Origin of the sequence: Tissierella sp. MB52-C2, from assembly GCF_030931715.1 — a bacterium.
In the GTDB taxonomy this organism is placed as follows: Bacteria; Bacillota; Clostridia; order Tissierellales; family Tissierellaceae; genus Tissierella.
Map to the genome: position 1 here is coordinate 1,511,604 of NZ_CP133261.1, position 15,038 is coordinate 1,526,641.

The window sequence follows — 15,038 nt, forward strand, 5'->3', positions numbered from 1 at the left end:
TAATATCTTGCTTCTTTTAAATTATTCTATATTTTAAGGAGGTTATTATATGAAGAAAAAAATATGTCTTATTATAATTATAATAATGACTTTAAGCTCTAGTATAGTGTTTGGTCAAGAGTTGAGCTTAAGCGGACAATCATATATATTAATGGATGCTGAGACTGGAAGAGTTTTGTATGAAAGAAATGCACATAAAAAGATGCCTATGGCAAGTACTACTAAGATAATGACTGCTTTAGTTGCCTTAGAAAATGGAAAATTAGATGATAAAATAGTTGCCAAGGGTGAGTGTATTGGAGTAGAAGGATCTAGTATATATCTAAAAGAAGGAGAAGTTATTTCATTAAAGGATATGCTCTATGGATTGATGTTAAGATCAGGAAATGATTCATCTGTAGCTATTGCCAATCATATAGGAGGTTCTTTAGATGGCTTTGTATCTTTAATGAATAAAAAAGCAGAGTCCATAGGAGCAGTAAATACTAATTTTGCTAACCCACATGGATTACATGACGATTCACATTATTCCACAGCATATGATTTGGCGTTAATAACCAAAGAAGCCTTTTCCTATGAAGAATTTGGCAATATAGTAAAGTCTAAATCCTATACTGCAGATAGAGAGGAAAACAATTATTTTTACAATAAAAATAAAACTCTTTGGGAATATACTGGTGGAGATGGGGTAAAAACTGGATATACTATGAGATCAGGTAGGTGTTTAGTTTCATCTGCTACGAGGAACGGTATGCATCTTATAGCTGTATCTTTAAATGCAGGGGATTGGTTTAATGATAATTATAAGTTATTAAACTATGGATTCGATAATTATAGTAGATTATTTGTATATGATAATAATCAGTTTATTGAAAGAATTGATGTTGAAAACGGAAATAGAGATTATCTCAACCTAGTCACTGAAAACAGCTTTTTTTATCCTTTTAAAGAAGGGGAAAGAGAAAGCATAAAGCTTAGTATCGATGTACCTGATACTATAGAAGCACCCATAGAAAAAGGAGATAAAATAGGATCCATTTATACTTATCTTGATGGCAAACTAGTACACGAAGGTAATTTAGTGGCAAAGTCAACTATAAAGAGAATCAATAAATTGGAAAAACTCCTTAATAATCTTAAAATCAAATAAAAAAATATTTGATTTTACATTTTAATGGAAAAAAGGTAATATAGTAGTACAAGATGTTGAAAGGGGCTTTAAAATGAGACTACAAAAATATATTGCATTATGTGGAATAAGTTCAAGAAGAAAAGCAGAACAATTAATAATAGATGGTAAAGTAATGGTAAACAATAAAGTAATTACAGAATTAGGAACTACAATAGATCCTAATAAGGACGTAGTTAAAGTAGATAATAAGAAAATAAAGGCAGAAAAAAATAAGGTTTATATTATGTTAAATAAACCTATTGGATTTGTAACTACTTTAAAAGATGAAAAAGATAGGAAGATAGTTACAGATTTAATAGAGGGTGTCAAAGAAAGAATTTATCCAGTAGGAAGGTTGGATGCTGATACTACTGGATTGCTTTTATTGACAAATGATGGAGATATGGCATATAAGCTTACTCATCCAAGTAACGAGATAATGAAAAAGTATATAGCCATAGTAGAAGGAGTTCCAAATAAGGCTGAATTAGAAAAGTTTAGACGTGGATTAGTGATAGATGGAAAGAAGACTTCTAATGCATATATAAAAATAGCGAAAAGATATGATACTGAATCTATTCTTGAGATTGTAATCCATGAAGGTAGAAATAGACAAGTAAAGAAAATGTGTGAGGCGATAAATCATCCTGTTAAAAAACTAAAAAGAGTTTCCATAGGAGAAATCCAAATAGGTGGTTTAGATATAGGAAATTGGAGATATTTAGACGATGAAGAAATCAAATATTTAAGAAGCATATAACGATGGAGGAAGTATGTTATTATTAAGAAGATATTTAGAAAGTGAGAAAGATAAGATACAAGAAATTCTAGCTAAAGAAAATATAAAAGATTTATCTTTAGATGGTGTTATATATATAGGATTAGAAAATGAAGATTTATTTGGAGTGGCAAAGGCAGAGGAAGAAGAAAATAAATGGGTATTGAAATATTTAGTAATTAAGGATTCTAAGCGAGGAGAAAATCTAGGAGATGGACTCTTTAGATCAATAGTTAATTATCTCTATAATCAGGGAACTCATAGGGTTTATTTTAAATCTAAAGACACTTATTTTCTTAAAAAAGGATTTTTTGTAAATAAAGATGATGAATTAGAGTTAAATATACCTGAATTCTTTAGTAAAGGCTGCAATAGTTGTGGAGGTTGTAATGAGGTATAGTGAAATTATAAATACTTTAAAGATAGTTAAAGATATGATTTATAAATGCGTGAAAGATGGACAAGTTGTAGTAGATTGCACCGTAGGTAATGGAAATGATACTATATTACTGGCAAGACTAGTAGGAAAAACTGGAAGAGTATATGGTTTTGATATTCAAAAAAAAGCTTTAGATATAACAAAAGAAAGTTTAGCTTGTGAAAACCTAGACAATGATGTAAGATTAATACATGATGGTCATGAAAACATTGATTTATATATTAAAGAAAAAGTTGATTTTATTATATATAATTTAGGGTATCTACCAAAGGGTAATAAAAATATAAAGACTAATAAAGATACTACTCTTAAATCTTTACGAAAGGCAATAAATATATTAAATGATAATGGTATAATATTGATTACTTGTTATATTGGACATGAAGGTGGTTTAGAGGAAAAAGAAGAAGTGGAAAGATTCTTAAAGAGTTTAGACCAAAAACAATTTAATGTAGTAAAATATGATTTTATTAATCAAATAAATTATCCGCCTATTTTATATGGCGTAGAGAAATCTAAAACTAGGAGGGAGTAAAATGTCAGGCATAAAGATTACAGATACAATTTTAAGAGATGCACATCAGTCTTTAATAGCCACAAGAATGAAACTAGAGGATATGCTGCCTATAGCAGAAAAACTTGATAATGTTGGGTTTTATGCTCTTGAAGTATGGGGAGGAGCTACCTTTGATTCTTGTTTAAGATTTTTAAATGAAGATCCTTGGGAAAGATTAAGAGCATTAAGAAAGGCTTTTAAAAAGACAAAGCTTCAAATGTTATTAAGAGGACAAAACCTTTTAGGATATAGACATTATCCAGATGATGTTGTAGAAGAGTTTGTTAAAAAGTCGATAGAAAATGGTATAGATATTATTAGAGTATTTGATGCATTAAATGATCTTAGAAATATAAAAACATCTATAGAAGCTACGAAAAAATACGGTGGTCATGCACAGGCTGCTATTTCATACACTACTAGCCCTATACACAATACTGCTTATTATGTAGAGTTAGCTAAAGATATGGAAAAAATGGGTGTAGATTCTATATGTATTAAAGATATGTCAGGTATTTTATTACCTTATGCAGCTGAAACATTAGTTAAGGAAATGAAAAAAGTTGTGAAAGTTCCTATAGAAATTCATTCACACTTTACTAGTGGGTTGGCAAATCAAACTTATATGAAAGCTATAGAAGCTGGAGCAGATATAATAGATACGGCGATTTCACCATTGGGAAATGGAACTTCTCAGCCGGCTACTGAACCAATGATTGCATCATTACAAGGTTCTCCATATTATCCAGAGGATATTAATATGGAATTATTACTAGAAGTTTCAGATTACTTTAAGAAGTTAAGAGACAAGTATTTAGAGGAAGGTCTACTTAATACTAAGGTGTTAAATGTAGATGTAAATACTTTAGTATATCAAGTACCAGGTGGAATGCTTTCAAACTTAGTATCTCAGTTAAAAACTCAAGGGAAAGAAGATAAATTTGATGAAGTATTACAGGAAGTACCTAGAGTAAGGGAAGATTTTGGTTATCCGCCTTTAGTAACTCCAATGAGTCAAATGGTAGGAACTCAAGCAGTATTTAATGTTATACTTGGAGAAAGATATAAAATGGTTCCAACAGAGGCTAAAAATTATGTTAAGGGTTTGTATGGAAAACCTACTCTACCTATTTCTGAAGAAATTAGAAAGAAGATAATAGGAGACGAAGAAGTATTTACAGGTAGACCTGCTGATTTAATGGAGCCACAATTAAAAGAATTTAGAGATGAAATAAAACAATATATTGAGCAAGAGGAAGATATATTGACATATGCATTATTCCCACAGATTGCCATAGAGTTTTTTAAACAAAGACAGGCAGCAAAATATAAAATAGAAAATGATTTATTAAATCAAGAATATCAAACTCATCCAGTATAAAAAGAAGCCTTAAATAAATGAAAAGCACCTCCAAAAGTTAGATAATAAACTTAACTTTTGGAGGTGCTTTTGTATAGTCATCCAACATCATAATAAAAAATACACGTTCGGCTGTTTCGAATATGGGTAACTCCTACAATTCATTCAGCTATAAAATCCGTAAAGAAATTTATAGCTCCATTCATTGGGAGTAGTATCCAATGAAACAAGGGATAGCAAAGTTGAATTGTAGATACTACCCCTGTCAGGGTTGGCGAGATTTGCACCGACTGTAAGGAGGTTCAAGTGCGCAACCTACGGCTGGAGTTATTCCATATTCTGCAAATGCACTCTCTTAGTATTTTTTATTATGAATTCGTGTTGGATGCCTATACAATTAAACTTGTTATAAAGATTATCAATGTGAAGTTAAACTTGCAAAAATATATTAATTGGTTAAAAAATGAAATAAATCTTGCAATAGATATTTTGTTTTGATATTATTATATTAACAAATAATGTATAAGGGGGAAATAGAATTGCCAACCAAGACTGATAAATCTCTTACAGTAGATAAAAACTGGTGTAAAGGCTGTGGAATATGTGTTGCATTTTGTCCTAAAAGTGTACTTGAGATGAAAGATGGCAAGGTTAATATTAAGGATTTAGAATCATGTATACAATGTGGACAGTGTGAGCTTAGATGTCCTGATTTTGCTATTTATTTGGGAGGTAAATAATATGGCTGATAAAACGATTAAATTAATGCAAGGAAATGAAGCTTGTGTAGAAGGTGCTATAGCTGCTGGTATGAGATTTTATGCAGGATATCCTATTACCCCATCTACTGAAATTGCAGAATTATCTGCAGAGAAACTGCCTAAAATAGGTGGTAAATTCATTCAGATGGAAGATGAAATAGCAGGTATTTCTGCCGTTATAGGTGCTTCCATAGCTGGAGAGAAGGTCATGACAGCAACTAGTGGTCCAGGATTTTCTTTAAAGCAAGAAGGCTTAGGTTATGCAGTTATAACTGAAGCACCATGTGTAATAGTCAATGTACAAAGAGGTGGACCAAGTACTGGATTACCTACTGCTCCTGCTCAAGGAGAGATTATGCAAGCAAGATGGGGAACTCATGGTGATCATTCTATTATAGCCTTATATCCTTGGTCAGTTAAAGAAATATATAATACTACTATTAAAGCATTTAACTTGGCAGAAAAATATAGAACTCCAGTTATTCTTTTAATGGATGAAGTTATTGCCCATATGAGAGAAAAAATTGAGATACCTAATAATACTGAATTAGAAGTATATAATAGGAAAAAACCAACTTGTTCACCAGAAAACTATAAGCCTTATGAAGTCAAAGAAGGGGATCTGGTTCCAGAAATGGCTGGATTTGGTGAAGGATATAGGTTCCATGTGACGGGATTAGTACATAGTGAATCAGGTTTCCCCTCTGGAAATGAAAAGGTAGCAGAAAACTTAATCAACAGACTAATAGATAAAATAGAAGATAATAAGGATGATATAGTTGAAGTAAGCGAATACCTTACTGAGGATTCAGATATTGCCATAGTAGCCTTTGGTGCAACAGCACGTTCTGCTAAATCAGCAGTAGATACCTTAAGAGAAGATGGTATAAAGGCAGGGTTATTTAGACCTATAACAATTTGGCCATTAGCTGAAAAAGAATTACTTGAGCTATCAAAGAAAGTAAAACGTATAGTAGTAGTAGAGATGAACATGGGACAATATTATTTAGAAGTTGATAGAATTGCCGGTAAGTTTACTAAAGTAGAGAAATACGGACGTCTTAATGGGGAGCTAATAACTCCTGAAGAGATTATTTCTTTTGTTAAGGAGGATCAATATGCCAAGTCAACTAATTAATGAATTTTTTAGAACGGAAAATTTACCGCATATATGGTGTCCAGGTTGTGGTAATGGTATAGTTACAAGAGCTATAGTTAAGGCAATTGATAATTTGGGATTAGATAAAGATAAAGTATGTGTAGTATCTGGAATAGGATGTTCTTCAAGGGCTTCAGGATATTTAGATTTTAACACTATGCACACTACTCATGGCAGGGCTCTAGCTTTTGCTACAGGAATAAAACTTGCAAAGCCAGAATTAACAGTAATAGTTATAACAGGAGATGGAGATTGTTCTGCCATAGGCGGAAATCATTTAATTCATGCAGCAAGGAGAAATATAGATATAACTACTATTGTATTCAATAATAGTACTTATGGAATGACAGGGGGACAATATTCTCCTACTACTCCTACTGGAGATAAGGGAACCACAGCACCTTATGGAAATATTGATATGAATTTTGACCTATGCGAGCTTGCAAAAGCGGCAGGTGGAACTTATGTAAGTAGAGGAACTATATTTACTGCAAATATGTTAATTAAACAAGTAGAGGAAGGAATTAAGAATAAGGGATTCTCTTTTATAGAGGCTCTTACGACTTGCCCTACTTATTATGGTAGAAAGAATAAAAAGGGTGAAGCTGTGGATATGATGAATTATTTAAAAGAAAATGCCATAAATATTGCAGCATATGATAAATTAACAGATGAACAGAAAGATGGTAAATTTGTGGTTGGTGAGTTATATAAAAACACTAGAGCTGAGTATGTTGAAGAATATCAAAAAATAATTGAATCTTTTTCAAAGGAGCGATAATATGGTACGTCAAGAGTTAAGATTAACTGGTTCAGGAGGTCAAGGACTTATACTAGCAGGAATTATATTAGCAGAAGCAGCCTTATATGATGGTATGAATGTAGTTCAATCTCAATCTTACGGTCCTGAAGCTAGAGGGGGAGCCAGTAAAGCTGAAGTAATAATTAGCGAAGAAAAAATAAATTATCCCAAGGTTAATGATTGTGATATAATGCTTACTTTAACACAGGTTGCCTGTGATAAATATATACAATCATTAAAATCAGGCGGAGTATTAATAATGGATAAATCTTTAGAGAGATTACCTGAAAGAGATGATATAAAAATATATAGAGTTCCTATATTAGAAACTGCAATAGATAAGCTTGGTAAGCCAATGGTAGCTAATATAATAGCTTTGGGCAGCATATATGAGCTAACTAAAATAGTAACAAGAGATTCTCTTGAAAGGGCTGTACTTGATAGGGTACCAAGGGGCACAGAAGAGCTTAATAAAAGAGCCTTAGAAGAAGGCTTTAATCTAATAGCGGAACATAAGGAAGATTGTTATGGAGATGTATGTTGATTTGATTAAAAATATTCAAAATAGCTTTAATAGCTTAAGTAAAGGGCAAAGGCTTATAGCTGAATTTATTATAAATAATTATGATAAAGCAGCTTTCATGACTGCTGCAGCTCTTGGAGAAGCAGTTAACGTAAGTGAATCTACCGTCGTAAGATTTGCAAATACATTGGGTTACGATGGATACAGAGAACTCCAGAAGGAATTGCAGGAACTAGTTAAAAATAAACTCACCACAGTTCAAAGACTTACAATGGTGAATAAATATTCAAGCAAAGAAAGTGCATTGAAAAAAGTCATGGAAAAGGATACAGCAAATATAGAAAAGACTATAAATGAAATAGAATATGGTGCATTTCAAGAAGCCACAGACTTAATATTGCAGGCAGAAAATGTTTATATTCTTGGATTAAGATCCTCATCATTTTTAGCAGGATACTTAGGATTTTATCTTAATTTTTTAATTAAAAGAGTTGCGGTAATTACTTCAGGGCCTAATGATGTATTTGAACAATTATTAAAGGCTGATTCAAAAGATGTAATTATTGGAATTAGTTATCCAAGATATTCTAAAAGAACTCTAGAAGCTTTAGAATTTTGCAAGGACAAAGAATGTAAAATTATTAGTATAACTGATAGTTTACTTTCTCCGGCTTCTAAGTATGCTGATATTGCATTGATTGCCAGTAGTGATATGCTTTCCTTTGTAGACTCATTAGTAGCTCCAATGAGTCTAATAAATGCCTTAATAGTAACCATTGGTATGGAAAAAAGAGACGATATACAATCATCCTTTGAAGACCTAGAAAGCATATGGAAAAGATTTAATGTATACAACATAAATAATAAAGAATCATCAAATAAAAACGATATTTAATATATCGTTTTTATTTGATATAATATATCATAATAAATGTTATCATAAATGATAACATTTATTTATAGATAAAATTTGTTATAATATAAATACTATTACAAAAGAAAATTATAGAGGTGATACGATTGACTAAAATATTTTTAATAAGACATGGACAATCAGAATGGAATAAATTGAATAAAATTCAAGGACAGAAAAATACCATATTAACAGAACTTGGAGAAAAACAAGCTGCCCATATGGGAAATAGGTTAATTGAGGAAAACATAGACATAATATATAGTAGTGATTTAAAGAGAGCCTATGATACGGCGAAAATCATATCTAATATAATAAATAAACCTCTAATATCTAGCGAAGCCATTAGAGAAATAAACTTTGGACAATGGGAAGGCTTAAATACAGAGGAACTACAAGAGAAGTATAAAAATCAGTATCGCACATGGACTAAAGAACCAGATAAATTAAATATGGATGGAGCTGAAACTCTAGAGGATTTAAAGCATAGGGGTATGAAATATATAGAAAATATAGTTAAGGAAAATCAAAATAAAAATATTGCAATAGTGTCTCACGGAGTTATGTTAAAGGTCATTATTCTAGGATTGCTAGGTGTTGAGATGTCACATTATAAAAATATATCTTTAAATAATGTATCCCTTAGTATAGTAGAGTGTAGAACTTATAATAATGTCCTAACATTATTAAATGATACTTCACATTTAAAGGAGCTAATATAAATGAACAAAAGTGAAAAAATAGGAATAATAGGAGCAGGACCAGCTGGAATAATAGCGGCAGGAATTGCAGGATCTCGAGGAAAAGATGTTACTTTAATTGAAAAAAATGAAAGAATAGGTAAAAAGCTTTTTATTACAGGGAAGGGCAGATGTAATATTACTAATGATTCTCCAATTGAAGATTTTTTTGATAATGTAATGAAGAACAAGAATTTTCTATACAGTGGGTTTTATAGCTTTAGCAATATAGATATACTAAATTTACTTCATGGCTATGGATTAAGAACAAAAGTAGAAAGAGGAAATAGAGTATTTCCACAAAGTGATAAATCATCTGATGTAATTAAAGCTTTACAGAAATTCTTAGATCATAATAATGTCAATCTAGTTTTAAATACAAATGTAACATCAATTTATTACAATAATTCCAAATTCATAATAAAATCAAATGATAAGGAAATGAGTTTCGATAAGTTAATAATTGCTGCTGGAGGGGCTTCTTATCCTGCAACTGGTTCAACGGGAGATGGATATAAGTTTTCTAAGAGATTAGGCCATAAGATTACTGAGTTAAAACCATCCTTAGTTCCTATTGAAGTCAATGAAGAATGGATTAAAGAATTACAAGGCTTATCTCTCAAAAATGTAACTATATCTGCATATGCAAAAAATAAGCTTTTATATAATGAATTTGGCGAAATGATTTTCACCCACTATGGTGTTTCAGGTCCTATTGTATTATCTATGAGTAATTCTTTGCATAACTATACAAATGGCAAGATTGATTTAAAAATTGACTTAAAACCAGCATTAGATGAAAAAAAATTAGACGACAGAATATTAAGAGATTTTCAGATATACAATAATAAATATATAAGAAATGCATTGGATGATTTATTGCCTCAAAGGCTAATACCGACTATAATATCTTTGTCCGATATAGACCCAGAGAAGACAGTAAATCAAATTACTAAGGAGGAAAGAACAAGGCTATTAAATAATATAAAGGGGCTTACCTTTACATTCAAGTCCTTTAGACCAATAGAAGAAGCCATAATTACATCAGGAGGAGTATCTACTAAGGAGATAAATCCATCTACCATGGAATCAAAATTAATTTCAGGACTATATTTTGCTGGAGAAGTTATTGATGTTGATGCTTTAACAGGTGGGTACAATTTACAAATTGCTTATTCCACAGGCTATTTAGCTGGAAGTAATATATAAAAAATAGAATACAATAAAGCTAAAACTCCTTGTCTACAGTGAGGATTTAATATATAATAATTAAGGAAGTGATATTATGAAAATTGTATCTATTCGAGGTGCCATTACAGTAAAAGAAAATTCAGTTGAAAATATATTAGATAGTACTAAGGAGTTATTAACTGAAATCGAAAAGCAAAATAATTTAGATAGGGCAAAGGTTGTCAGTATAATATTTTCTTGTACTTATGATTTAGATAAAGTATATCCTGCTAGAGCTGCTAGAGATATGGGCTATATTCATGTGGGACTTATGTGTTTTAATGAGATGAAAGTAGAAGGAAACCTCAAAAAATGCATTAGAATAATGATTATTTATAATTCTGATATATCTCAAGAAGATATTAAACATATCTATTTGCGGGATGCAAAAGTTTTAAGACCTGATTTATCAAACAATCCTTAAGCCACCCAAAGGTGGTTATTATTTTGTATTGAAGGTAATTTTAGGAGGGGTATAATGAATAAGAATATTACAATTGCCATAGATGGACCAGCAGGGGCAGGCAAAAGTACAGTTGCAAAGAAAATAGCAGAGATTTTATCTTTTGAATATATAGATACAGGTGCGATGTATAGAGCTTTAACTTTTAAGGTATTAAATTTAGGTTTAGATCCTAAATCTGTTGATGATGTTATAGATACCATGAAAAGTACTTCGATTGATTTTAGAAATAATCATATTTACCTCGATAACGTTCAAATAGATAGAGAAATAAGAGAAAACATTATAAATCAAAATGTTTCCTATGTTGCTAAAATCAAAGAAGTAAGAGAAGGAATGGTAAAGATTCAGCGCGAATTAGCTAAAACCAAATCAGTAGTTATGGACGGTAGAGATATAGCTACAGTAGTTTTTCCCAATGCAGACTTTAAGTTTTTTATTACTGCAAGTGTTGAAGAAAGAGCTAATAGAAGATATAAAGAACTTATTGAAAAAGGTGAAAAAGATATATCATATGAAAATATAAAAAAAGAAATAGAATCTAGAGATAAAATAGATAGTACAAGAGAAATCGCCCCTTTAGTAGAGAGTAAGGATGCTTATAGATTAGATACTACCGATAAAACTATAGATGAATGTGTAGAAGAAATAATTTCAATAGTCAGTAGTGGGAGGTAGGAGATGAGCTTTTATAAAGTAGTAAAGACAGCAGCAGGATTTGTCTTTAAGATAATATATAGAATAGAAGTCCATGGAGAAGAAAATATTCCTATGGATGGCAGACTAGTATTATGTTCAAATCATATACATAATTTTGATCCACTTATTTTATCTATAGTATTCCCAAGAGAAGTTTCCTGGATGGCAAAGAAACAACTATTTAAAAGTAAAACATTATCATCTTTATTAAAAAAACTAGGTGCATTTCCTGTAGATAGAGAAGAATCCGATTTATCAGCAATTAAAAATGCTCTAAAGGTTCTAAAAAAAGAAGGAGTATTGGGAATGTTTCCAGAAGGTACTAGAGTTAAAGAGTTTAATTTAAAGAACGCAAAACCAGGAATTTCATTAATAAGTATAAAATCACGTTCTAGGGTTCTGCCTGTTTATATTGAAGGGAATTATAAAATTTTTAGAAAAATTAAAGTTTATTTTGGAAAACCTATTGATTTCTCAAAATATTATGATGAAAAACTAGGTACAGAGGAGTATAGCCGATTGAGTCAGGAAATTTTGCAATCAATATATTCAAATAAATATAAGGAGGAAGGCAAAATTGGAGATAATCATAGCTGATAATGCTGGTTTTTGTTTTGGTGTTAAGAGAGCTGTAGATATGACAAATAATGAGTTGCTAAACCCTAGCAAAGACATCTATTCTCTTGGACCCTTAATTCATAATCAACAAGCAGTGGAAAAATTAAAAGAAGAAGGCTTACAAACAATTGATGATACTAATGACATAGAAGGAATAAATAATAGTAAGATAATTATAAGAGCCCATGGAGTAAGTAAAAGTGTTATCGATACAATCAATGAAAAAGACTTAGAGATCATCGACAGTACTTGTCCTTATGTAAAATCTGTACATAAGAGGGTTGAAGAATATGAAAATCAAGGATATAATATAATAATAATTGGAGATCCAAATCATCCTGAAATAATAGGTATAAATGGCTGGTGTAATAATAATGCATTTATTGTAAATTCTTTAGAAGAAGCAACAAATTTACCTATTATGGATAAAATATGCGTAGTTTCTCAAACTACAAATACACAAGAAAAGTTTGAAACTTTATCTGAAATCATTAAAGGAAAAGGTAAGGAAGTTAAAATATTTAATACGATTTGCAATGCAACTAATCTAAGACAAGAGTCATGTAGACAACTATCCTCACAGGTTGATGCAATGATAGTAATAGGGGGATATCATAGCTCAAATACGAGGAAATTAGCAGAAGTTAGTAAAAAATATTGTAAAAATGTATATCATATAGAAACTTCAAAAGAATTACCTTTACAAACACTATCAAAATTTAATAAAATAGGAATAACAGCAGGTGCTTCTACACCTGATTGGATAATTAAGGAGGTAGTTGAAACAATGGACAATATCAACAACAATGAAATGATGGAAGCAATCGAGAATTCTTTTACCAAAATTCGTAGAGGAGATGTATTAAAAGGTGAAGTAATCTATGTTACTAATAACGAAGTTATGGTTAATATAAATTATAGATCAGATGGTATAGTTAATAGAGAAGAATTATCTAATGACCCAGAGGTAAAGCCTAAGGATTTATATAAAGTTGGAGATGAAATAAATGTTTTTGTAGTTAAAATAGATGATGGTGAAGGAAACGTTGTACTTTCTGCAAAACGAGCTAATGATTTCAAAAACTGGGATGAAATCGAAGTAATGTTTAACAATAAAGACAGAGTTGAATGTAAGGTATTAAACAGCATCAAAGGTGGTCTTGCAATATTGGTAAATGGTATAAATGGATTTATGCCGGCTTCCCAAGTTTCTACTAGTTTCGTAAGTGATTTAAGCGTATATAAGGGTAAAACATTAATAGCTAAGATTATTGATTTTGATAAAGAAAAAAGAAGAGTTATACTATCAAGAAAAGAAGTAGAAAGAGAAGAACTAAGCAATAAGAGAAAAGAATTATGGGCAAATATATCAGTAGACCAAGTAGTAGAAGGAGTAGTGCAAAGACTTACTGACTTTGGTGCATTTGTTGACTTAGGTGGAGTTGATGGATTAATTCACATATCAGATTTATCTTGGAATAGAGTTAAACATCCTTCAAATGTTGTTAAAGAAGGAGAAAAGGTTTTAGTTAAGATATTAGCTCTTGATAAAGATAAAAATAGAATTTCCTTAGGATTAAAGCAAACTGTTGAAGAACCATGGTCTTTATTCTCTAAAAATGTAAATGTAGGAGATATAGTTGAAGGTACAGTAGTGAATTTATTGGATTTTGGTGCTTTTGTTAGATTAAATGAAGGTGTAGATGGTCTATTACATGTTTCTCAAATATCTAAAGAGCATATAAATAAGCCATCTGATGCATTAAAAGTTGGACAAAAAATTAATGTGAAAGTTATAGATATAGATGAAGAAGGAAAGAAAGTAGGTTTAAGTTTAAAAGAAGCTTTAGAGCCAAGTGAGACAGAAGAAACAATAAGTCACAAGATAGACGAAGAGCCAGAAATAACTATTGGAGACATTGTGGATCAAGATTAATACAATTGATAATGAAGGGTTTTGATGTATGAAAATACATTAAAGCCCTATATTGTATTTTTGTTTAAATAATTTCAGGGGGACAAGAATGGCTAAATATGAAGCGTTTAAAAAAGATGTAAATAGATTGGTTAATATCGATCTAAATTATTATAAAGAAAAACAGATGAAAAGAAGAATATCATCCCTTTTAACTAGAAATAATTTTAGAGATTTTGATGATTACTTTATTGGATTAAAAGAGAACAAAGTTCTTTTAGAACAATTTATCAATTATTTAACCATAAATGTATCTGAGTTTTATCGTAATCCTTCTCAATGGGTAGTTCTACAAAATGATATTATTCCTTCTTTAATGGATAAAAATAAAGGAGGATTAAAGATTTGGAGTTCTGCCTGCTCTACAGGAGAAGAACCTTACTCCCTAGTGATGATGTTGTCTAATTTTTTTCCTTTAAGAGATATTAAAGTATTAGCAACAGATATTGATGAAGAAGCTATGAATAAGGCTAAACTAGGACTTTATAATGAAAAATCATTGGCTAACCTACCTAATGGATTTAAGGAAAAATATTTTACTAAAATTGAAGGATCATATAAAATCTCAGATGAAATAAAAAAATGTGTAGAATATAAGAAAATGGATTTACTTAAAGACAGGTTTCCCTCAAATATTGATTTAATAACCTGTAGAAATGTGATGATTTATTTTACTGAGGAAGCAAAAGAACTTCTATATTCAAAGTTTTATAATTCGCTAAATGAAAAAGGAATATTATTTGTAGGAAGTACTGAGCAGATAATTATGCCTGAAAAACATAAGCTAAAAACAGCTAAAACTTTTTTTTATGAAAAGATAGTTTAGTTCTTTTAAACTTATAAAATAAAGG

17 protein-coding genes are annotated in these 15,038 nt (G+C 30.5%); all 17 read left to right on the forward strand.

Features of this window, described 5'->3' with window-relative positions; all coding sequences use genetic code 11:
* Positions 1 to 49: 49 nt before the first annotated feature.
* The 17 genes from RBU61_RS07405 to RBU61_RS07485 all read left to right on the forward strand — a co-directional run bounded on the left by RBU61_RS07405 (position 50) and on the right by RBU61_RS07485 (position 15,013).
* Complete coding sequence (locus RBU61_RS07405; protein WP_308878998.1) at positions 50 to 1,150, forward strand: D-alanyl-D-alanine carboxypeptidase family protein; 1,101 nt, start codon at positions 50 to 52, stop codon at positions 1,148 to 1,150.
* 73 nt (positions 1,151 to 1,223) lie between these two features.
* Complete coding sequence (locus RBU61_RS07410; protein ID WP_308879000.1) at positions 1,224 to 1,931, forward strand: pseudouridine synthase; 708 nt, start codon at positions 1,224 to 1,226, stop codon at positions 1,929 to 1,931.
* Between the two features lie 13 nt (positions 1,932 to 1,944).
* Entirely contained in the window at positions 1,945 to 2,349 is a 405-nt protein-coding gene (locus tag RBU61_RS07415; protein ID WP_308879002.1) for a hypothetical protein, read from the forward strand.
* Positions 2,339 to 2,923 (forward strand): class I SAM-dependent methyltransferase, encoded by a 585-nt coding sequence (locus RBU61_RS07420; RefSeq protein WP_308879003.1) that lies wholly within the window; start codon positions 2,339 to 2,341, stop codon positions 2,921 to 2,923. Before RBU61_RS07415 ends, RBU61_RS07420 begins: the two co-directional genes overlap by 11 nt.
* Before the next feature lies 1 nt (position 2,924).
* Positions 2,925 to 4,325: an oxaloacetate decarboxylase subunit alpha gene (locus RBU61_RS07425; RefSeq protein ID WP_308879004.1), complete on the forward strand. Its 1,401-nt coding sequence runs from the start codon at positions 2,925 to 2,927 to the stop codon at positions 4,323 to 4,325.
* Positions 4,326 to 4,843: 518 nt separating this feature from the next.
* Complete coding sequence (locus tag RBU61_RS07430; protein WP_308879005.1) at positions 4,844 to 5,044, forward strand: 4Fe-4S binding protein; 201 nt, start codon at positions 4,844 to 4,846, stop codon at positions 5,042 to 5,044.
* 1 nt (position 5,045) lies between these two features.
* The gene (locus RBU61_RS07435) at positions 5,046 to 6,203 is read left to right on the forward strand and encodes a 2-oxoacid:acceptor oxidoreductase subunit alpha (protein WP_308879006.1); all 1,158 of its coding nucleotides are present in this window, start codon (positions 5,046 to 5,048) and stop codon (positions 6,201 to 6,203) included.
* Entirely contained in the window at positions 6,184 to 7,005 is an 822-nt protein-coding gene (locus RBU61_RS07440; protein ID WP_308879007.1) for a 2-oxoacid:ferredoxin oxidoreductase subunit beta, read from the forward strand. Before RBU61_RS07435 ends, RBU61_RS07440 begins: the two co-directional genes overlap by 20 nt.
* Position 7,006: 1 nt before the next feature.
* Positions 7,007 to 7,570 (forward strand): 2-oxoacid:acceptor oxidoreductase family protein, encoded by a 564-nt coding sequence (locus RBU61_RS07445; RefSeq protein WP_308879009.1) that lies wholly within the window; start codon positions 7,007 to 7,009, stop codon positions 7,568 to 7,570.
* Complete coding sequence (locus RBU61_RS07450) at positions 7,554 to 8,444, forward strand: MurR/RpiR family transcriptional regulator (RefSeq protein ID WP_308879010.1); 891 nt, start codon at positions 7,554 to 7,556, stop codon at positions 8,442 to 8,444. Before RBU61_RS07445 ends, RBU61_RS07450 begins: the two co-directional genes overlap by 17 nt.
* A gap of 125 nt (positions 8,445 to 8,569) precedes the next feature.
* Entirely contained in the window at positions 8,570 to 9,184 is a 615-nt protein-coding gene (locus tag RBU61_RS07455; RefSeq protein ID WP_308879011.1) for a histidine phosphatase family protein, read from the forward strand.
* Positions 9,185 to 10,411: an NAD(P)/FAD-dependent oxidoreductase gene (locus RBU61_RS07460; protein ID WP_308879012.1), complete on the forward strand. Its 1,227-nt coding sequence runs from the start codon at positions 9,185 to 9,187 to the stop codon at positions 10,409 to 10,411.
* Between the two features lie 76 nt (positions 10,412 to 10,487).
* On the forward strand, positions 10,488 to 10,856 hold the full coding sequence (gene aroH / locus RBU61_RS07465) for a chorismate mutase (RefSeq protein ID WP_308879013.1): 369 nt from the start codon (positions 10,488 to 10,490) through the stop codon (positions 10,854 to 10,856).
* Between the two features lie 54 nt (positions 10,857 to 10,910).
* Complete coding sequence (gene cmk / locus RBU61_RS07470; protein ID WP_308879014.1) at positions 10,911 to 11,573, forward strand: (d)CMP kinase; 663 nt, start codon at positions 10,911 to 10,913, stop codon at positions 11,571 to 11,573.
* A gap of 3 nt (positions 11,574 to 11,576) precedes the next feature.
* Positions 11,577 to 12,191, forward strand: a complete 615-nt coding sequence (locus RBU61_RS07475; protein ID WP_308879015.1) for a lysophospholipid acyltransferase family protein — start codon at positions 11,577 to 11,579, stop codon at positions 12,189 to 12,191.
* The gene (locus tag RBU61_RS07480) at positions 12,172 to 14,148 is read left to right on the forward strand and encodes a bifunctional 4-hydroxy-3-methylbut-2-enyl diphosphate reductase/30S ribosomal protein S1 (RefSeq protein ID WP_308879016.1); all 1,977 of its coding nucleotides are present in this window, start codon (positions 12,172 to 12,174) and stop codon (positions 14,146 to 14,148) included. The genes RBU61_RS07475 and RBU61_RS07480 overlap by 20 nt, the downstream gene beginning before the upstream one ends.
* Before the next feature lie 88 nt (positions 14,149 to 14,236).
* Positions 14,237 to 15,013, forward strand: coding sequence for a protein-glutamate O-methyltransferase CheR (locus RBU61_RS07485; protein ID WP_308879017.1), 777 nt, complete (start codon positions 14,237 to 14,239; stop codon positions 15,011 to 15,013).
* Positions 15,014 to 15,038 lie beyond the last annotated feature (25 nt).

Coding starts and splice junctions, on each gene's coding strand:
- RBU61_RS07405 (WP_308878998.1), top strand. CDS start 50: ATGAAGAAAAAAATATGTCTTATTATAATTATAATAATGACTTTAAGC.
- RBU61_RS07410 (WP_308879000.1), top strand. CDS start 1,224: ATGAGACTACAAAAATATATTGCATTATGTGGAATAAGTTCAAGAAGA.
- RBU61_RS07415 (WP_308879002.1), top strand. CDS start 1,945: ATGTTATTATTAAGAAGATATTTAGAAAGTGAGAAAGATAAGATACAA.
- RBU61_RS07420 (WP_308879003.1), top strand. CDS start 2,339: ATGAGGTATAGTGAAATTATAAATACTTTAAAGATAGTTAAAGATATG.
- RBU61_RS07425 (WP_308879004.1), top strand. CDS start 2,925: ATGTCAGGCATAAAGATTACAGATACAATTTTAAGAGATGCACATCAG.
- RBU61_RS07435 (WP_308879006.1), top strand. CDS start 5,046: ATGGCTGATAAAACGATTAAATTAATGCAAGGAAATGAAGCTTGTGTA.
- RBU61_RS07440 (WP_308879007.1), top strand. CDS start 6,184: ATGCCAAGTCAACTAATTAATGAATTTTTTAGAACGGAAAATTTACCG.
- RBU61_RS07445 (WP_308879009.1), top strand. CDS start 7,007: ATGGTACGTCAAGAGTTAAGATTAACTGGTTCAGGAGGTCAAGGACTT.
- RBU61_RS07450 (WP_308879010.1), top strand. CDS start 7,554: ATGGAGATGTATGTTGATTTGATTAAAAATATTCAAAATAGCTTTAAT.
- RBU61_RS07460 (WP_308879012.1), top strand. CDS start 9,185: ATGAACAAAAGTGAAAAAATAGGAATAATAGGAGCAGGACCAGCTGGA.
- aroH (WP_308879013.1), top strand. CDS start 10,488: ATGAAAATTGTATCTATTCGAGGTGCCATTACAGTAAAAGAAAATTCA.
- cmk (WP_308879014.1), top strand. CDS start 10,911: ATGAATAAGAATATTACAATTGCCATAGATGGACCAGCAGGGGCAGGC.
- RBU61_RS07475 (WP_308879015.1), top strand. CDS start 11,577: ATGAGCTTTTATAAAGTAGTAAAGACAGCAGCAGGATTTGTCTTTAAG.
- RBU61_RS07485 (WP_308879017.1), top strand. CDS start 14,237: ATGGCTAAATATGAAGCGTTTAAAAAAGATGTAAATAGATTGGTTAAT.